The sequence below is a fragment of the Streptomyces sp. NPDC006384 genome (assembly GCF_042870695.1).
GTDB lineage: Bacteria > Actinomycetota > Actinomycetes > Streptomycetales > Streptomycetaceae > Streptomyces.
The window spans coordinates 175,958-192,695 of sequence record NZ_JBIAHR010000005.1; the positions used below are offsets into that span (position 1 = coordinate 175,958).

General features: G+C 75.1%; 18 protein-coding genes. 3 read left to right on the forward strand and 15 right to left on the reverse strand.

Annotated features, from left to right (window positions below; translation table 11 throughout):
• Positions 1–12 precede the first annotated feature (12 nt).
• Positions 13–594, reverse strand: coding sequence for an XRE family transcriptional regulator (locus tag ACFYOJ_RS08365; protein WP_356551453.1), 582 nt, complete (start codon positions 592–594; stop codon positions 13–15).
• A 266-nt stretch (positions 595–860) separates the two neighbouring features.
• Between ACFYOJ_RS08365 and ACFYOJ_RS08370 the strand changes: the two genes are divergently transcribed.
• Both ACFYOJ_RS08370 and ACFYOJ_RS08375 read left to right on the forward strand, forming a co-directional pair.
• Positions 861–1,508, forward strand: coding sequence for an FMN-binding negative transcriptional regulator (locus tag ACFYOJ_RS08370; protein WP_356551455.1), 648 nt, complete (start codon positions 861–863; stop codon positions 1,506–1,508).
• Between the two features lie 78 nt (positions 1,509–1,586).
• Positions 1,587–2,294 (forward strand): phenylalanine--tRNA ligase beta subunit-related protein, encoded by a 708-nt coding sequence (locus ACFYOJ_RS08375; RefSeq protein ID WP_356551457.1) that lies wholly within the window; start codon positions 1,587–1,589, stop codon positions 2,292–2,294.
• An 86-nt stretch (positions 2,295–2,380) separates the two neighbouring features.
• Here ACFYOJ_RS08375 and ACFYOJ_RS08380 read toward each other — a convergent pair whose 3' ends face one another.
• From ACFYOJ_RS08380 to ACFYOJ_RS08425, 10 genes are all read right to left on the reverse strand, one after another.
• The gene (locus ACFYOJ_RS08380; protein WP_356551459.1) at positions 2,381–3,055 is read right to left on the reverse strand and encodes a response regulator transcription factor; all 675 of its coding nucleotides are present in this window, start codon (positions 3,053–3,055) and stop codon (positions 2,381–2,383) included.
• Positions 3,052–4,395, reverse strand: a complete 1,344-nt coding sequence (locus ACFYOJ_RS08385; protein WP_356551461.1) for a histidine kinase — start codon at positions 4,393–4,395, stop codon at positions 3,052–3,054. Before ACFYOJ_RS08385 ends, ACFYOJ_RS08380 begins: the two co-directional genes overlap by 4 nt.
• Before the next feature lie 92 nt (positions 4,396–4,487).
• Positions 4,488–5,183 (reverse strand): response regulator transcription factor, encoded by a 696-nt coding sequence (locus ACFYOJ_RS08390; RefSeq protein WP_356551462.1) that lies wholly within the window; start codon positions 5,181–5,183, stop codon positions 4,488–4,490.
• Entirely contained in the window at positions 5,180–6,526 is a 1,347-nt protein-coding gene (locus tag ACFYOJ_RS08395; protein ID WP_356551464.1) for a sensor histidine kinase, read from the reverse strand. The genes ACFYOJ_RS08390 and ACFYOJ_RS08395 overlap by 4 nt, the downstream gene beginning before the upstream one ends.
• Positions 6,527–6,554: 28 nt before the next feature.
• On the reverse strand, positions 6,555–7,742 hold the full coding sequence (locus tag ACFYOJ_RS08400) for an acyltransferase (RefSeq protein ID WP_388596441.1): 1,188 nt from the start codon (positions 7,740–7,742) through the stop codon (positions 6,555–6,557).
• A gap of 127 nt (positions 7,743–7,869) precedes the next feature.
• Positions 7,870–8,859: an alpha/beta hydrolase gene (locus ACFYOJ_RS08405; protein ID WP_356551466.1), complete on the reverse strand. Its 990-nt coding sequence runs from the start codon at positions 8,857–8,859 to the stop codon at positions 7,870–7,872.
• A 156-nt stretch (positions 8,860–9,015) separates the two neighbouring features.
• Positions 9,016–9,897, reverse strand: a complete 882-nt coding sequence (locus ACFYOJ_RS08410; protein WP_356551468.1) for an alpha/beta hydrolase — start codon at positions 9,895–9,897, stop codon at positions 9,016–9,018.
• A 105-nt stretch (positions 9,898–10,002) separates the two neighbouring features.
• Entirely contained in the window at positions 10,003–10,395 is a 393-nt protein-coding gene (locus tag ACFYOJ_RS08415; RefSeq protein WP_356551470.1) for a hypothetical protein, read from the reverse strand.
• A gap of 63 nt (positions 10,396–10,458) precedes the next feature.
• Positions 10,459–11,694, reverse strand: a complete 1,236-nt coding sequence (kynU, locus tag ACFYOJ_RS08420) for a kynureninase (RefSeq protein WP_356551471.1) — start codon at positions 11,692–11,694, stop codon at positions 10,459–10,461.
• A gap of 30 nt (positions 11,695–11,724) precedes the next feature.
• On the reverse strand, positions 11,725–12,540 hold the full coding sequence (locus ACFYOJ_RS08425) for a tryptophan 2,3-dioxygenase family protein (RefSeq protein ID WP_356551473.1): 816 nt from the start codon (positions 12,538–12,540) through the stop codon (positions 11,725–11,727).
• Between the two features lie 173 nt (positions 12,541–12,713).
• Here ACFYOJ_RS08425 and ACFYOJ_RS08430 point away from each other — a divergent pair, with 173 nt between their 5' ends.
• The gene (locus ACFYOJ_RS08430) at positions 12,714–13,133 is read left to right on the forward strand and encodes a DUF3151 domain-containing protein (protein WP_356551474.1); all 420 of its coding nucleotides are present in this window, start codon (positions 12,714–12,716) and stop codon (positions 13,131–13,133) included.
• Positions 13,134–13,206: 73 nt separating this feature from the next.
• On the opposite strand, the gene fbaA is transcribed toward ACFYOJ_RS08430, so the two are convergent.
• The 4 genes from fbaA to ACFYOJ_RS08450 all read right to left on the reverse strand — a co-directional run bounded on the left by fbaA (position 13,207) and on the right by ACFYOJ_RS08450 (position 16,721).
• Positions 13,207–14,238 (reverse strand): class II fructose-bisphosphate aldolase, encoded by a 1,032-nt coding sequence (gene fbaA / locus ACFYOJ_RS08435; RefSeq protein WP_356551475.1) that lies wholly within the window; start codon positions 14,236–14,238, stop codon positions 13,207–13,209.
• A gap of 144 nt (positions 14,239–14,382) precedes the next feature.
• A complete protein-coding gene (gene pyrE, locus ACFYOJ_RS08440; protein ID WP_356551477.1) occupies positions 14,383–14,934 on the reverse strand; it encodes an orotate phosphoribosyltransferase in 552 nt (183 codons plus the stop codon).
• 10 nt (positions 14,935–14,944) lie between these two features.
• On the reverse strand, positions 14,945–15,733 hold the full coding sequence (locus ACFYOJ_RS08445; protein WP_356551479.1) for an aldose 1-epimerase: 789 nt from the start codon (positions 15,731–15,733) through the stop codon (positions 14,945–14,947).
• Positions 15,734–15,791: 58 nt separating this feature from the next.
• On the reverse strand, positions 15,792–16,721 hold the full coding sequence (locus tag ACFYOJ_RS08450; RefSeq protein WP_356551481.1) for an SRPBCC domain-containing protein: 930 nt from the start codon (positions 16,719–16,721) through the stop codon (positions 15,792–15,794).
• Positions 16,722–16,738 lie beyond the last annotated feature (17 nt).

Below are 16,738 nucleotides of genomic sequence, written 5' to 3' on the forward strand. Positions count from 1 at the left end.
CGGTCAGGCCGGTCAGGCCGTGGCGGACGGGCCCGGGAGGTGGACCGTCATGATCAGGTGGCAGGTGCCGGTGCCGGCGCCCCGGTAGGTGTGGGGGACGTCGCCGTCGAAGGCCGCGGTCTGGCCCGCCTCGACGGGGTGCTCGGTGCCGTCGACGACGAGGACCATCCGGCCTGCCGTGACACTGACGGTCTCGACGACCCCGGCCTGGTGCGGGTGGCTGGGGTACTCCTCGTCCGGTTCGAGCCGCCAGCGCCAGACCTCCACCGGGGCGGCGCCCGCGGTGGTCAGCATGAGCCGGGCCTCCCCGCCCCGCTCCCCCGCCCACAGCGGCATCACGGCGTCGGCGGACACCACGCGGACCCGGCCCTCGGCGGGCCCCTCCAGCAGCGCGGAGACCGAGACGCCGAGGGTGTCGGCCAGCCGGACCAGGGTGGAGAAGTTCGGGTTTCCCTGGGCCCGCTCCAGCGCCACCAGGGCGCCCTTGCTGACCTGCGCGCGCCGGCCCAGCTCGTCCAGGGACAGGCCGGCACGGGTGCGGGCCGCCCTGACGTTGTACGCGAGCGTCCGCAGGGCTGCCTCGGTCTCGGCCATCCGGTCCCTCCTCCACGGTGGGTCACCGCACTGGACCGCGTGGTCGTTCGGTTGACACCCGGCGGTCGTTCCGTTGTACGGTTCAGTCGTTCCATTGATAGTAAGGGATGCACCGTGACCGCTCTGCTGCCGTGGCCGGTGCCCGGCGCCGCCTCCGGTCCGGGTGCCCTCGCCCGGGGCGCGGCCTCCGGCGTCGCCTGACGCCCGCTCCGCCGCCTGACGCCCGCTGCCGCCCCTTTCTCCGCCGCCCGCGCAAGGAGAACCGCATGTTCATCCACCCCTGGGACGCCGCCCTGGACGACGACGAGTGGCGGGCCTGGATCGCCGACGGTCACGACTTCGGCCAGCTCGCCGTCAACGGCACGCCCGGCATGCCGCCCGCCGTCGTCCCCACCCACTTCACCGTCGACGGCGACCGGCTGCTGATCCACCTGGCCCGGCCCAACCCGGTGTGGGAGGCGATCGAGCACGACCCGTGCGTCACCTTCACCGTCATCGGCGACTACGCCTTCGTCCCCGGCCCCTGGCGCGCGGCTCCCGGCACCCCGCCCGCCGACGGGGTGCCCACCAGCTACTACGCGGCCGTCCGGTTCACCTGCCGCGCCACGATCGTCGACGACCCCGAGGCCAAGGCCGAGCTGCTGCGCCGGCAGATGGCCCACTTCCAGCCCGACGGCGACCACGCCGACATCGCCGTCGGCCGGCCGCCCTACGGCCGGATGCTGTCCGGCATCCGCGGCCTGCGGCTGGACGTCACCGAGGTGCGGGCCAAGTTCAAGTACGACGACCACAAGCCCGTCGAGCACCGCGCGTCCGTCGCCGACCACCTCGTCCGGCGCGGCGAGAGGCTGGACGTGCCCACCGCACGTCAGCAGCGGCGCCGTCTGGACCGCATCGGCCCCTGGAAGCCCTGACGACCGCCGACGCCCCGCCGGCCGGCCCGCACCGACCCGACACCCACCGCCGCACCGCAGGAACGGGAGAACCCCGCCATGACCGCCTTCCGCATCGCCCCCGCCGTCGCCGACGCCTTCCCCGGCACCCTCATCGCCCTGGTCACCGCCACCGGCCTGCGCGGCCACGACACCTGGCCGGACACCACCGCCGCCCTGGAGGAACTGGAGCGGGAGCTCGCGGACGGCACCTGGCGGCCCGCCGACGAGACCGACCCCCGCATCGAGGCATGGCACACCGCCTACCGCTCCTTCGGCACCAACCCGCGCCGCCTGCGCCCCAGCGTCGACGCGCTCGGCCGCCGCATGGCCAAGAAGGGCACCCTGCCCCGCATCAACCCGGCCGTCGACTCCTACAACGCCGTCTCCGTCCGCCACGCGCTGCCCGCCGGCGCCTTCGACCTGGACACCGTCTCCGGCGACGTCGACATCCGGCACGCGGACGGCACCGAGGAGTTCACCCCGCTCGGCGAACCCGGCACCGTCGAGAACCCCAAGCCGGGCGAGGTCGTCTACGCCGACGCCGCCGGGATCCTCACCCGCCACTGGAACCACCGCGACGCCCACCGCACCCGCGTCACCGAGGACTCCACGCACGTCGCCTTCGTCCTCGAGACCCTGCACGCCGAACGCGACGGCGAGAGCCTCACCCGGGCGGCGGAACAGCTCCGGGACCTGCTCGCCCCGCACGCCGGGCGGACCGCCGTGCAGTACCTCGACCCCGCCCGGCCCGAGGCCGCCGTCTGACCCGCGGCAGGACGCCCGGGGACGCAGCCCGGCCGGTAGGGCCGACGGGGCGCCGACACCGCGGGGGACGCCGGCGCGGCCGCCCGTCAGCCCGGCGTCACCAGCCGCGCCTCGTACGCGAAGACCGCCGCCTGGGTGCGGTCCCTCAGGCCCAGCTTCACCAGGACCCGGCTGACGTGCGTCTTGACCGTCGACTCGGCGACCACCAGGCGTTCGGCGATCTCCCCGTTCGACAGACCCTGCGCGATCAGCACCAGCACCTCCGTCTCCCGCTCGGTCAGGTCGCCGTACGGTGCCTGCCCCGCCGACAGCGGGCGCGGGCCGTCGGACAGCTTCGAGAACTCGGTGATCAGCCGCTTGGTGACGGAGGGGGCGAGAAGGGCCTCCCCGGCGGCCACGATCCTCACCCCGTCGGCGAGTTGACGCGCGGAGGCGTCCTTGAGGAGGAAGCCGGAGGCGCCCGCGCGCAGCGCCTGGTAGACGTACTCGTCCAGGTCGAAGGTGGTGAGGACGAGGACCTTCGCCGTGCCGTCGGCGGCGACGATCCGCCGGGTCGCCTCGATGCCGTTGAGCTCCGGCATGCGGATGTCCATCAGGACGACGTCCGGGGCGAGTTCGCGGACCTTCTCCACCGCGTCCAGGCCGTCGACCGCCTCGCCGGCGACCTCGATGTCCGGCATCGCGTTCAGCAGGACGGAGAAGCCCTCGCGCACCATCATCTGGTCGTCGGCGATCAGGACGCGGATCGTGCGGCCGGTCATGCGTCCCCCTCGCCCGCGGAGGCGACCGGCAGGAACACCGCCACCTCGTAGCCCCCGTCGCCGGTCGGGCCGGCCGTCATCTCGCCGTTCAGCATCGACACCCGTTCCCGCATGCCGGTGACGCCGTGCCCCGCGCCGGGCGAGGGCTTGACCAGGCCCGGTGCCGGCACCGGGCCGTTGACGACCCGCAGGCCGAGACCGCCCAGGACGTAGGAGACCTCGACGCGGGCGCTCGCGCCGGGCGCGTGCCGCAGGGTGTTGCTGAGCGCCTCCTGCACGATCCGGTACGCCGACAGCTCCACGCCGGGCGGCAGTTCGCGCACCGCGCCGGTCACCGCCTTGTCCACGGCGAGACCCGTGCCGCGGACGTTGGCGAGCAGCGCGTCCAGGTCGGCGAGGGTGGGCTGCGGGGCGTCCGGCGCCTCGTGGTCCTCGGCACGGACGACTCCGAGGACGCGGCGCAGCTCGGTCAGCGCCGCCACCGCGTTCTCCCGGATGGTGGCGAAGGCCCGCTCCAGCTCCTCGGGCGGGTTCTCCACCCGGTAGGGCGCGGCCTCGGCCTGGATGGCGACCACCGACATGTGGTGGGCGACCACGTCGTGCAGCTCGCGGGCGATCGTGGTGCGCTCCTCCAGCAGGGTGCGCCGGGACCGCTCGTGCGCGGTGACCGTCCGCTGGGCGGTCACCTCCCGCCGGGCCTCGCGGCGGACGTGCCCGACCGCGACCATCAGCAGGGCCAGGGCGGACAACAGCAGCATCGGCGCGGAGGTGTGGTACTCGCCGTCACCGAAGACGGTCTCCACGGACAGGCCGTAGGCGGCGGTGAGCAGCCACATCCACGCGGACGTGCGGGGCCGGGTCCGCACCGCCACGATCACCAGCACCGCCAGATGGCAGAAGAACGTGCCGGGCAGCCACGGCCAGTCGCCCAGGCTGCCCTCGAGCAGCGCGGCCACCAGGGTCGCCGCCATCGACAGCCAGAAGGCGCCGACCGGCCGGACCAGCGTGGCCAGCACCGGCGCCGCGCACAGCAGCCCGCCCAGCAGGGGCACCGGCCCGCCCCCGCTCCCGATGCTCATGGCCCCGCCGAACATCGCGATCAGGGCGACGGCCGCCACCACCGCGTGCGGCAGGTGTGCGGCGTACGTCCGCTGCCTGGCGGGGAGCCGGCGGATCAGCGGGCCGTCCGTGGCCATCGGCGGCAGCGGGCGGTAGGCGAAGGCGTCGTGGAACAGGTCCTGGCGCAGCCCGCTCAGGGCGTCCACGGCCAGCCGGTACTCGGGGCTGCGCGCGCCGCCGCTGCCCGAGGGGGCGGTCCGCGTCTGGGTCGTCTCGGTCACGTCCGCAACGGTAGGCGCAGCCGGGGACGCGGTCGTCACCGGTGAGAAGGGTCCTGGCGGGTCCGTCTCAAGTACTACGGGGCCCGTCCCGCTCAGTACCCGGAGGGCCGCACCAGCCCCGACTCGTACGCGAACACCGCCGCCTGCGTCCGGTCCCTCAGGCCCAGCTTCACCAGTATCCGGCCCACGTGCGTCTTCACCGTCTGCTCGGCGACGACCAGCCGTACGGCGATCTCCGCGTTGGACAGGCCCTGCGCGATCAGGGCGAGCACCTCCGTCTCCCGTTCGGTCAGGCCGCCGATCCGTTCCTTCAGCGGGGCCCTGGGCCGGTCGTCCAGCCGGGAGAACTCGGTGAGCAGCCGCCGGGTGATGCCCGGCGCGAGCAGCGCGTCCCCGGCCGCCACCACCCGTACCGCCTCGGCGAGCTGGTCGGCGGAGGCGTCCTTCAGCAGGAACCCGGACGCGCCGGCCCGCAGCGCCTCGTACACGTACTCGTCCAGGTCGAAGGTGGTCAGCACGAGCACCTTGACCTGCGGGGCCGCCCCGGTGATCCGGCGGGTGGCCTCGATGCCGTCCAGCTCGGGCATACGGATGTCCATCAGGACGACGTCCGGGGCGAGTTCGGCGGCCCTGGCGACGGCGTCCAGGCCGTCGACGGCCTGTCCGACCACCTCGATGCCGGGCTGGATGCCGAGCAGCACGGTGAAGCCCTGCCGGACCATCTGCTGGTCGTCGGCGATCAGTACGCGGATCACGCGGCCGTCGCCGCCGTCGTTGCCGGTCGTCATGGGGTGTCGTCCTCGGTGGAGTGGCGGGCGGAGTCGTGGGCGGGGTCGTGGGCGGGGTCGTGGCCGTCGGCCGGCAGGAACGCCGTCACCCGGTAGCCGCCGTCCGGCAGCCGCCGCGCCGTCAGGGTGCCGTCGAGCATCGCCACCCGCTCCCGCATGCCGAGCAGTCCGTGCCCCGCCCCCTGCGACGGCGCCGGGGACCGCGTGGGCCGGGTGTTGGCGACGTCGACGCGCAGCCCGTCCGCGAGGTGCGTGAGGTGGACCCGCGCGCTCGCGCCGGGCGCGTGCCGCAGGACGTTGCTGAGCGCCTCCTGCACGATCCGGTACGCCGACAGCTCCACGCCGGGCGGCAGCGGCCTGCGCCGGCCGCTGCGCTCGACGGTCACGGTGAGCCCGGCGGCCCTGGTGTTCTCCACCAGCGCGTCGAGCCGGTCGAGGGTGGGCTGCGGGGCGTGCGGGGCGGTACCGCTCCGGCCGGGCGCCGCCCCGGGGGCGCCCGGGTCCTCGGAGCGCAGCACGCCGAGGACGCGGCGCAGTTCGGTCAGCGCCTCCAGGGCGTTCTGCCGGATGCCCGCGAGGTTCTCCTTCAGCTCGTCCGGCGGATTCTCGACGAGGTGGGGGGCGACCTGGGCCTGGATGGAGATGACGGACATGTGGTGGGCGACGACGTCGTGCAGCTCGCGCGCGATGCGGCCGCGCTCCTCCAGGAGGGTGCGCCGGGCGCGTTCCTCGGCGGTGAGCGAGGTCTGCTCCGCGAGCTGCGTACGGGCCTCGCGGCGGCCGCGCAGGGCGATGCCGAGCACCGCGACGACCGCGAAGAGGACGACGGCGAGCCGGCCGGTCGGCCGGTAGTTCACCGCCCCCACCGCGCCCTGCACGACGTAGGTGGCCAGCGCGCTCAGGGCCAGGGTCTCCACGGTCACCCGCGTGCGGACCCGCAGGGCGAGCAGCAGCAGGACGAACAGGTGCCCGATGATCCCGGCGGCCGTCCAGGGCCAGGTGAACTTCTCGCCGCTCGCGGTCATCCCGGCCCGCACCGCGAAGGCTCCCGCCAGCATGGCGGCCATGGACAGCCACCATGCCGGGACCGGCCGCCACAGGGCGAGGACCATCGCGCCGCTCTGGCCGAGGGCGACCAGGAAGGCGGTCCCACCGCCGAGTCCGCCGCCGTCGCCGAGCTGGGCCGTGTCGCCGAGCAGCACCCCGAACGCGGCCAGGCAGACCAGCCCGTGCGGGAACCAGAGCAGCCACACCGAGGGCGGCAGCGGATCCACCCGCGCGGTCCACAGGTCGTCGCGCAGTGTCCCCAGCCACCGCGCGACCGGACCCCCGCTCGTACGCATGCTCCCCCCTGGCATCACGCGGCCCAGCCTAGACATGACGGACTCCTTCCGTCCCCTTCGTCGTCGCCCGGTCCCGTGGAAGGTGCGTGCGGACGACCCGTGTCCGTGGCCGGCGCCGGCCGCCGCCGCGTTCGCAGGTGCGGAACGCCGCCCAGCAGACCGCCAGGGCCGGCGTGAACACCGGGAGCCACACCAGCCGGGCCGCGACCCAGTGCGGTCCGTCGGGGAGCGTGTGCAGCCCGGGCAGGCGGCCGGCGAGGAGGCCGGTGGCGGTGACCGTCATCATGGCCGTCTGGTGCCACAGGAACACCGTCATCGCGAAGAGGTTGACCAGCGCCACCGCCGCCCAGGCCACCGGCCGCCGCAGGGCCCGGCGCAGCCGCTCGCGCAGCAGCAGGGCGAGTCCGCACTGGGCCAGGCCGAAGGTGACGGCGGCCAGCGTCGGCGGGTCGAGGTTGGACACGGCGGCACCCGGCACGCCGACCATCGACGCCGGGTAGCCGGCCCAGGCGACCAGCGCCGCGGTCGCCGCCGTACCGCCGGCGAGCAGGGTCCAGCCGGCCCGGCGGTGCTTCAGTTCGCCGCGGGCCCAGGCGGCGCCGAGGGTCCAGGGCACCGCCCAGCCCGCGGCGAGGTTGATCCACCCCGGCCAGGCGGGCCCGCCGAGCCCGAAGCGCAGCAGGTCGACGTGGAGGACGACGGCCAGCGGCCACAGCGGGTGCAGCCGGGCCAGCAGCGGCGTCGCCGCGGTCAGCGCGGCGAAGACGAGGAGGAACCACAGCGGGGACAGGGCCAGCTTCACCAGGGTGTGGACGGTCATGAGCTCCGCGCCCGTCAGGAGCAGCAGTCCCGCCGTCACCGCCCACAGGGCGAGGAGGGCGAGGACCGGCCGGAACAGCCGGCCCAGCCGGACGGCCAGCCACCTCCGGTACGGCGTCCCCCGCTCGCGGGCCGCGGCCCGGCCCCGGGTGGCCACGTACCCGCCGACCAGGAAGAACACGGCGAGGGTCTGGAAGGCCCAGGACACCGGGGCCAGCCAGGGCATGTGCCGCAGCGGGCTCTCCGCGCGCAGGGTGCCGCCGCCGTCGGAGACCAGGGCCGTCACCAGCCAGTGGCCGAGGACCACCCCGAGGACGGCGAGGGCGCGCAGCGCGTCGACGGCGCGGTCCCTGGACGCGGGTGTCGCCGCGTCGATGCGGGCGGCGCCGTGCCGCAGGGCGTGCCGGACACCGCGCCCGGCCGGTCGCCCCACACCGGCCGTGGCGGCCTTCCCGGTCGTGCCGGCCTTCCCAGTCACGCAGGCCGGATCGGTCACGTGGGTCGGGTCGGTCACGTGGGTCGGGTCAGTCACGGGTCACCTCCGTGGTCGCGCCCAGGGCGATCCGGGCCAGGTTCGTCAGGGAGAGGGAGCCGGCGTCGAAGTAGTCGCTGTGGCCGCCGGCGCCGGCGTCGAAGACCCGGGCGCCGAAGGCCGGGGAGACCGGGTCGGTGCCGAAGCCGACGGTCGTGCCGAACAGTCCGGCGCTGACGTGCGGGACGTCCTCCACCCAGTCGCCGTCGCCCCGCGCCGCCCAGATCCGGGCGCGTGCGCGCAGGCCCGCGGCGGTGTCGGCGCCGGTGCCGGGGCTGCCGACCAGGGCGATGTCGTCGACGTCCAGGCCGGCGGCGGCACGGGCGCAGACGACCGAGCCGTAGGAGTGGCACAGGAGGGCGATCCGCGCACGGGGGCGGAGGACGCCGCGCAGGGTGCCGACCAGACCGCGCAGCTCCGGGGCGGCCTCGTCGGCGCGGCCGGTCGTGGCGACCGCGGTGCTGACGGTGCCGGGCGTCTCGTAGCCGAGCCAGGCCACGACCGCCGTGCGGGTGCCCTCGGGGGCCCGGGCGGTGAGCTGCCGGTGCAGGGCGAGGGCGGCGGCGCGGAACCGGCCGTAGGTGTCGAGGCTCGTGTCGGAGCCGGGGACCAGGACGGCGACGCGGTCGGCGCGGGCCAGGTCGCCGAACACCTCCGTGACCAGGCCGGCGCCCCGGCCGTCGAAGGCGAGCAGTTGCCGGGCCGGGCCGGCCAGCGAGCGGTCCGCCTCCGCGCGGTGCCGGTCGCCGTGGGCGCCGGCCGCCTCGGCCGCCTCGGCGGCGTTGGCCCGGTTGGCGGCGTACACGTCCGTCAGCGTGTGCGCCGTCGGCGCGGCGAGCGCGGCGGGAGGCGGGGCGGGAGTCTCGGGCCGTGCGGCACCGGAGAGCGGGAACGCCACGGCGCCGGCGACGAGTGCGGCCGTCGCCGCCCTGCGCACCGCGCCGAAACGCCGCCGACGACGTACCGCCCTGCCGTGCCCCATGTCCGCTCCCCTCCCGCTCGCCCGCTCACCGGGCTCGCCTGGAAGGGAAGTTAGGGTCCGGGGCCGGTGACCGGCGTCCCGCCGAAGAGCTCACCCTCGCCGTGGCTCTCAGGTATTACGAGGGTGACGGGGCCGCCCCCGGGGGGTGTCCGCCGCTCACCACGCCAGCTGGGCGATCTCCTCCGCCACCACCGCGCAGGCGTCCGCCGCCGGGTCGATCGGCGGGAAGTGGCCGACGTCCTCCAGCAGCGTCACGCCCACCAGTTCACCGGCCCGCGCCGCCGCGTCGGCGTACGCCTCGGCGAGGACCTGCGGGACGTCCGCGTCGGCACGCCCCTGGACGAGGGTGGTCGCGATGCCGGTGGGCAGCAGCAGGGCCGGGTCGGCGTACGGCCGTCGCGCTTCGAAGTGCTCTTCCCCGCCGAGGAGTTGGCGGGCGGCGTCGCCGCACACGCCCAGTTCGGCCGCGGACTCGAAGTCGGCGATCGACGCGAGGGCGACCACCCCGCGCAGGGGCGGCGGGGCGGCCAGGCGCCACGGCGCGTCGGCGGGCAGGACGTGCCGGGCGGCGGCCCACAGGGCGAGGTGACCGCCCGCCGAGTGGCCGGTGAGCACCGTGCGTTCCGCGTCGGCCCCCGGCAGGTGCCGCGAGGCCAGCGCGGGCAGCGCGTCCAGCGCGGCGGCCACGTCGTCGAAGGTGTCGGGCCAGCGCCCGGCGACCGAGGGGTCCGCCGTCCCCCGCCGGTACTCCACACTGGCCACCGCGAAGCCCCGGCGGGCCAGGAAGGCCGCGAACGGGCTGACGTGGCGCCGGTCGTACGGCGCCCGCCACGCGCCCCCGTGCAGGACCGCCACGACGGGTGCGGCGCCGCCCGGGCCCGCCGTGCCGCGCGGGACGTAGAAGTCGATCACCTGGTCCGGGTGGTCGCCGTACGCGGCGGTGCTGTCGGGGGCGACCGGCGGGCGGGAGAGGGCCGCGGCCTCCTCGGCGGCGTTCCGCGCGGCGACGGTGCCCGGTTCTGCGGGGGCGTCCGGCATGCTCCAACCTCTCAGCGACGACACGGCGTTGGCGGGCCGGGGGATGGGGAAATCGGCCGTCGGCGGGACGGTATCAGGCCGGTGACGTGCACCGACACGGGGATGTCACGCAGGGTGAGGGACAGACGGCCCGGCGGACGCCCCGTACGCGGAGGGGGCCTGCCCCGTGAACCCGTCCCGTTCGTACGGCGTCCACCAGGCGGTCAGTCCCCACACCGCCAGCCCGAGCGCGGCCACGGCCACCAGCGCCGCCGCCCACGCCCGGCCGCCCAGCAGACGCAGGCCCAGCGTCCACGCCACGACCGGCACCAGCGCACCGCCGAGCGCGACCAGCGGCAGGTCGACGTAGAGCACGCTCAGGTCGCGGTGCTGGTGCTCGAAGCCGCCGGTGACGCTGACGCGGGCGAGCGGCGCCCAGGCGACCAGCGCGGTCGAGGCGCCGGCCAGGGCGGCCAGGCATCCGACGCAGCCCCGGGCCCGGTGATCCTTGTCGTCCATGCCCGCGTCCACGCGCCGGAGCCCGGCCGCGGTTCCCCGGCCCGGCACGGCCGGCACCTGTGCCTACGCCTCCGCGAGCACCTCCGCCAGTACCCGCGCCGCCCGCTCCACGTCCGCGAAACCGACGTACAGCGGGGTGAAGCCGAAGCGCAGGATGTCGGGCGCCCGGAAGTCGCCGACCACGCCGCGCCCGATCAGCCGCTTCATGACATCGGCCGCGATGGGGGTCCCTCCCGCTCGAGCGGAGCCGAGAGCGGGGGAACAGCGCAGCGCGACCTGGCTCCCCCGCTCGGCGTGCGCGGCCGGGGTGACGGACTCGACCCGCCCCTCGGGGACGTACTCCCCGACGCAGCGCAGGAAGAAGTCGGTCAGCGCGAGGGACTTGGCGCGCACCGCCTCGATCGTCACCCCGTCCCACACGTCCAGCGCCGCCTCCAGGGCGAGCAGGGACAGGATGTCCGGCGTGCCGACCCGGCCGCGCGGCGCACCGGGCGCCGGCTCGTACTCCGGCCGCATGCCGAAGGGCTCGGCGTGCGAGTTCCAGCCGGGCAGCGGGGAGTCGAAGCGTTCCTGGAGGCCGCGGCGCACGTACAGGTAGGCGGGAGAGCCGGGGCCGCCGTTGAGGTACTTGTAGGTGCAGCCGGCCGCGAGGTCCACGCCGTGCTCGTCGAGCCCGACCGGCAGGGCGCCCGCGCTGTGGCACAGGTCCCACACGGCGTACGCCCCCGCCGCGTGCACGGCGGCCGTGAGCCCGGGCAGGTCGTGCAGCCGGCCGGTGCGGTAGTCGACGTGGTTGAGGAGGACGGCCGCGGTGCGCCCGCCCAGCGCCGAGGGCACCTCGGCCGGGGCGACGGCCCGCAGCGTGCACCCCGTCATGCGGGCCGCGGACCCGGCGATGTACCCGTCGGTGGGGAAGGTGGTGGCGTCGACGAGGATCTCGTCCCGTCCCGGACCGTCCTGCGCCGCCATCCGCACCGCCGCCACCAGGGCCTTGAAGACGTTCACGCTCGTGGAGTCGCCCACGACGATCTGCCCGGCCGCCGCGCCGACCAGCGGGGCGATGCGGTCGCCGACCCGCTCGGGCGCGGTCCACCAGCCGCTCTCCTCCCAGGACCGGATGCGCAGCTCGCCCCACTGGCGCCGGACGACGTCCGCCACGCGCCCGGGGACGTGCGCCGGGAGGGCGCCCAGCGAGTTGCCGTCCAGGTAGGTCACGTCGTCGAGGACGAACCGCTCGCGCACCGCGGCCAGCCCGTCGGCGGCGTCCAGCTCCTTCGCCTCGCTCATCAGCTCAGACATGGCACCTCGGCTCAGACATGGGACCTCGGCTCAGACATGGGACCTCGCCGTCCACAGCTCGGGGAACACGGTGCCGCGGGCCCGCTTCTCCAGCCAGGCCACCCCGGCGGAGCCGCCGGTGCCGGCCTTGGCGCCCATCGCGCGGCGGGTGGCGACCAGGTGGTCGTTGCGCCAGCGCCACACCAGCTCGGCGACGTCGGTGAGGGCCTCGCCGAGACGGACCAGCTCGCCGTTCTGGTCGCCGGAGTAGACGGCCGCCCAGGCGGCCTCCACCTCGGGCGCCGGTTCGTACTTCCGGGTGACGTCGCGCCGCAGCACGGCGTCGGGGATGCCGTACCCGCGCCGGGCGAGCAGCCGGACCACCTCGTCGTACAGGCTCGGCTCGTGCAGCGCCTTCTCCAGCTCGGCGTGGACGCGCGGGGTGCCGCGGTGCGGGACGAGCATGGACGCGGACTTCTCGCCGAGCAGGAACTCCAGCCGCCGGTACATCGCCGACTGGAAGCCGGAGCCCTCGCCGAGGGCGCCCCGGTAGGAGTTGAACTGGGCGGGCGTCAGGCCCGCCAGCGGCGTCCAGGAGGCGTTCAGGGCCTCCAGCTCCCGCACCGAGCGCTTCAGCGCGTCGACGGCCGGCCGGACGCGGTCCTCGCGCAGGGCGCGGGCCGCGGTCTCCCACTCGTGGACGATGACGGTGAACCACAGCTCCATGACCTGGGTCGTGACCAGGAAGACCATCTCTCCGGGATCGTCGGAGAGGGTGTGCTGGAGATGGGTGAGCACGTCCGCCTTGACGTAGTCCTCGTACGGCGTGCTGCCCTCGAAGTCGAGATTCGGGGCTTCGTGGGACATCGCTGTCTCCTGAGGTGCACTTCGGGTAGCGGTCCGCCCTGCCGTTACCGGCACGGGGCCCCGGTCCCCGACGGCATCCTCCGCAATGCTCCCAGGAATCCGCAAGCCCCGCCCGTCACGCCCCTCCCGGCCGGCCCCGCCGGGCGGCGGCGCGCAGGTGGCAGACTGCGTGCATGACGACGCACAAGAATCTGCTGGGCGGCCCGGACCCGACGTACCTGCCGGAGAACGAGGAGGCGTACCGCCTGCTGGACGAGGAGTCCCGGCCACCGGCCGAGGTCGCGGCGGAGCACCCCACGTTCTCGCTCGCCTGGGCCGTGCTCGCCGAGGAGGCGTTCGCGGCCGGGCGGGTGATCGAGTCGTACGCGTACGCGCGCACCGGCTACCACCGCGGCCTGGACGCCCTGCGCCGGGCCGGCTGGAAGGGGCACGGCCCCGTCCCCTGGGAGCACCGCGCCAACCGCGGCTTCCTGCGCTGCCTCGCCGCCCTCGCCCGCGCCGCCGGCGAGATCGGCGAGAAGGACGAGGCGGAGCGCTGCCGCCAGTTCCTCAAGGACAGCAGCGAAGAGGCGTACGCCGAGCTGAAGCCGTAACGGTCACCGCAGACGCGCAACGGGCCCGGCACCCCCTTATGGGGGTGCCGGGCCCGTCGCGCGTGCGCGGCCGTTACTTGATCCTCTGGCCCGCCGAGCGCAGGTGGCCGCAGGCCTCGACGACGCGCGCGGCCATGCCGGCCTCGGCCAGCTTGCCCCAGGTGCGCGGGTCGTAGGTCTTCTTGTTGCCGACCTCGCCGTCGACCTTCAGGACGCCGTCGTAGTTGCGGAACATGTGGTCGGCGACCGGACGCGTGAAGGCGTACTGGGTGTCCGTGTCGATGTTCATCTTGACCACGCCGTTCTCCAGGGCGGTCGCGATCTCCTCGGCGGAGGAGCCGGAGCCGCCGTGGAAGACGAAGTCGAACGGCTTGGAGCCGGCCGGCCGGCCGTACTTGGCGGCGACGCCCTCGTTCAGCTCCTTGAGCAGCTCGGGGCGGAGCACCACGTTGCCCGGCTTGTAGACGCCGTGCACGTTGCCGAAGGAGGCGGCGAGCAGGTAGCGGCCCTTCTCGCCCAGGCCCAGGGCCTCGGCGGTGCGGATCGCGTCGTCGACGGTGGTGTAGAGGGAGTCGTTGATCTCGTGGGAGACGCCGTCCTCCTCGCCGCCGGTCGGGGTGATCTCGACCTCGAGGACGATCTTCGCGGCGCGGGCGCGCTCCAGCAGCTCGGTGGCGATGGAGAGGTTGTCGGCCAGCGTCTCGGCGGAACCGTCCCACATGTGGGACTGGAACAGCGGGTTGCGGCCGGCCTTGACGCGCTCCTCGGAGACCGCGAGCAGCGGACGCACGTACCCGTCGAGCTTGTCCTTCGGGCAGTGGTCGGTGTGCAGCGCGACGGTGACGTCGTACTTCTCGGCGACGATGTGCGCGAACTCGGCGAGGGCGACGGCGCCGGTCACCATGTCCTTGTTGTGCTGGCCGCCCAGGAACTCGGCGCCGCCGGTGGAGATCTGGATGATGCCGTCGCTCTCCGCCTCGGCGAAACCGCGCAGGGCCGCGTGCAGCGTCTGGGAGGACGTCACGTTGATGGCCGGGTAGGCGAACCCGCCTGCCTTCGCCCGGTCCAGCATCTCGTTGTAGACCTCGGGAGTTGCGATGGGCATCTGTCCGCTCCTTGTATGTGCGGGTGGGCGTGGTACGTGCTTACGGCCCTGACCTAGACCATGGGGGCGACGTCATCGTCGGCCCCATCCTTCCAGAAGGAGCGGGATAGTCCGAGTGCGCCCCGGTCCCGCCCCGGCGGGGCCTCAGTCCAGGCCCAGCTCGTCCTTGCCGAACGCGTACCGGTACGGCACCCCGGCGCCCTCCTGGATCTTCTCGGCGGCGCCCGTCGCCCGGTCGACGATCGTCGCCACGGCCACGACCTCGGCGCCGGCCTCGCGCACGGCCTCGACGGCGGTGAGCGGGGAGCCGCCGGTGGTGGAGGTGTCCTCGACGACCAGGACGCGGCGGCCCGCGATGTCCGGGCCCTCGACGCGGCGCTGCAGCCCGTGCGCCTTGGCGGCCTTGCGGACGACGAACGCGTCCAGGCGCCTGCCGCGGGCGGCGGCGGCGTGCAGCATGCTCGCGGCGACCGGGTCGGCGCCCATGGTCAGGCCGCCCACCGCGTCGAAGTCGAGGTCGGCGGTCAGGTCGAGCAGCACCTGTCCGACCAGCGGCGCGGCCTCGCCGTCGAGCGTGATGCGGCGCAGGTCGACGTAGTAGTCGGCCTCGAGACCCGAGGAGAGGGTCACCTTGCCGTGCACCACGGCCTTGTCCTTGATCTGCTGCAGCAGCGCCGCGCGTACGTCCGTCGTCATGTACGCCAGCTTAAAGCCGTCGCCAGCTCCAGGTCGTGGTGGCCTCCAGCGGCTCCAGCGGCGTGACCAGGCGCGGGAGGGTGTTCAGCCCGTCGGGCGGCCCGGTCTGCGGCTCGACGCAGACGGCGGTCTCCTGCTCGTCGTAGATGACGGCCCACTGCTCCGGGCTGGTCACCCTCAGCTCCAGCCGGCCGGGCCAGGTGAGGGTGACGTCGACGCCGTCGGGCATGCCGAAGCAGTCGTCCCAGGGGCCCGGCTTCGGGTCGGTGCGGTTGCCGGTGGGCAGGTGGTCCTCGCCGCGCTCCTCCTGCCAGGCGGCGTCGAAGGCGATCTCCACGGACGCCCCGTCGAGGGTCCGCTGGAACCACGGGTGCCAGCCGAGCTGCGCCGGGAAGGAGGACTCGTACGTCTCCACGGACATGGTCAGCGTCAGGGAGTCCTCGGCGAGCGCGATCACCTGCGTGACCCGGCCGGGGTAGGGCCAGGGGTCGGTGAGGTCGTAGGTGAGGACGGCCTCGCCGGCGGTGGCGCGGGCGGTGCGCCAGGCGGCGTCGCGGGCGGTGCCGTGGATGGCGTGCGGCGGGGAGTTGAGCGGCATCTGATGGACGGCGGCGCCGTCCCGGAAGCGGCCCTCGCGGATCCGTCCGCACCAGGGGACCATCGGGAAGCAGCCGTAGCGCTCGCCCTGGCGGAGCAGTTCCGTGCCGCCGATGCGCAGCCCGCCGATCCGGCCGCCGTTGCCCGGCAGCACGGTCGCCTCCGCGTCACCCGCGGTCAGCGTGATGGGTTCGTTGCTCACGTCACGACCCTACTGGGGCGGCGACGGGGGCGGGCGCCCGCCGTGGGGCCCTCGTGGCTCAGCGGCGCCTGCGCAGGGCGCGGCCGGCCAGGATCGCCGAGGCCACGACCAGAGCCGCCGCCGGGGCGGCCCAGCGCAGGGAGGAACCGGACACGCCCGTCTGGGGCGGGGGGACGGGCGCGTACCGGCCGCGCGGCGGGGCGTGGTCCACCTCCTCGGCGCTGCGGCCGATCATCGTGCGGCGCGCGTGCGCCGCCTCGGCGGGAGGCCCGGGGGCGTCCGGGGGCCCGGGGGCTTTCGGGGTCTCAGGGGCTTTCGGGGTCTCGGCGGTGGGGCGGAGGGTTTCCGTGGAGTGCTTCCCGTCGTCGTCCTCGTGGCCCTTCGTCTTCTCCCGGTCCGCTTCCTGCCCCGTCTCCTCCTGACCGTCGTCCTCGTCGTCGGCGGAGGGGTCGAGGGAGGAGGGCGGGACCTCGGTGTCGAAGACGGAGGGGCGGGGGGCGGGCGCCGCGGGCTCCTCCGAGGGTCCCTCCTGCGAGGGCCCGTCCGGGACCTGCGGCCCGTCCTCGGCCGCCGCCGCGCCCAGGTTCTCCGCGAACCGGGTGAGCAGCCGGACCATGGCCGAGGCCACCGCGTCCGAGGGCAGCTCCTTGACGCGTCCGTCCGCCTCGGCCGTACCGGTGAAGGCGAGGGTGGAGCCGCCGCCGTCCTCCCGCACGCGCAGCGTGAGGGCGAGCACGACCGTGCCCGCGCCGCGCGACTCGGCGGCGTCGCCCTCGACGGCGTACGTCCCGTCGTCGCGCGCGGACAGGCGCAGTGAGCCGCGGTACGTGATGGAGTTGCCGCCGACGCGCACCCTCAGCCGTCCCGCGACGGGCTCGGCGCCGGCGTCCCGCTGGAGCCCCGGGACCGCCTGCGCGACCCGGACGGGGTCGGACAGCGCCTCCCTGAGCCGCTCGGCCGGAACCGGAACGAACACCTCATGCTCCATGTCAGCGCAGCCTACCC

Excerpts from the sequence above, each read along its gene's own strand:
- ACFYOJ_RS08425 (WP_356551473.1), bottom strand. The coding sequence starts at position 12,540 with ATGTCCCACGAAGCCCCGAATCTCGACTTCGAGGGCAGCACGCCGTAC.
- ACFYOJ_RS08450 (WP_356551481.1), bottom strand. The coding sequence starts at position 16,721 with ATGGAGCATGAGGTGTTCGTTCCGGTTCCGGCCGAGCGGCTCAGGGAG.
- ACFYOJ_RS08380 (WP_356551459.1), bottom strand. The coding sequence starts at position 3,055 with ATGACCGGCCGCACGATCCGCGTCCTGATCGCCGACGACCAGATGATG.
- ACFYOJ_RS08365 (WP_356551453.1), bottom strand. The coding sequence starts at position 594 with ATGGCCGAGACCGAGGCAGCCCTGCGGACGCTCGCGTACAACGTCAGG.
- ACFYOJ_RS08410 (WP_356551468.1), bottom strand. The coding sequence starts at position 9,897 with ATGCCGGACGCCCCCGCAGAACCGGGCACCGTCGCCGCGCGGAACGCC.
- ACFYOJ_RS08415 (WP_356551470.1), bottom strand. The coding sequence starts at position 10,395 with ATGGACGACAAGGATCACCGGGCCCGGGGCTGCGTCGGATGCCTGGCC.
- ACFYOJ_RS08370 (WP_356551455.1), top strand. The coding sequence starts at position 861 with ATGTTCATCCACCCCTGGGACGCCGCCCTGGACGACGACGAGTGGCGG.
- ACFYOJ_RS08430 (WP_356551474.1), top strand. The coding sequence starts at position 12,714 with ATGACGACGCACAAGAATCTGCTGGGCGGCCCGGACCCGACGTACCTG.
- kynU (WP_356551471.1), bottom strand. The coding sequence starts at position 11,694 with ATGTCTGAGCTGATGAGCGAGGCGAAGGAGCTGGACGCCGCCGACGGG.
- pyrE (WP_356551477.1), bottom strand. The coding sequence starts at position 14,934 with ATGACGACGGACGTACGCGCGGCGCTGCTGCAGCAGATCAAGGACAAG.
- ACFYOJ_RS08390 (WP_356551462.1), bottom strand. The coding sequence starts at position 5,183 with ATGACGACCGGCAACGACGGCGGCGACGGCCGCGTGATCCGCGTACTG.
- ACFYOJ_RS08375 (WP_356551457.1), top strand. The coding sequence starts at position 1,587 with ATGACCGCCTTCCGCATCGCCCCCGCCGTCGCCGACGCCTTCCCCGGC.
- ACFYOJ_RS08395 (WP_356551464.1), bottom strand. The coding sequence starts at position 6,526 with ATGCGTACGAGCGGGGGTCCGGTCGCGCGGTGGCTGGGGACACTGCGC.
- ACFYOJ_RS08405 (WP_356551466.1), bottom strand. The coding sequence starts at position 8,859 with ATGGGGCACGGCAGGGCGGTACGTCGTCGGCGGCGTTTCGGCGCGGTG.
- fbaA (WP_356551475.1), bottom strand. The coding sequence starts at position 14,238 with ATGCCCATCGCAACTCCCGAGGTCTACAACGAGATGCTGGACCGGGCG.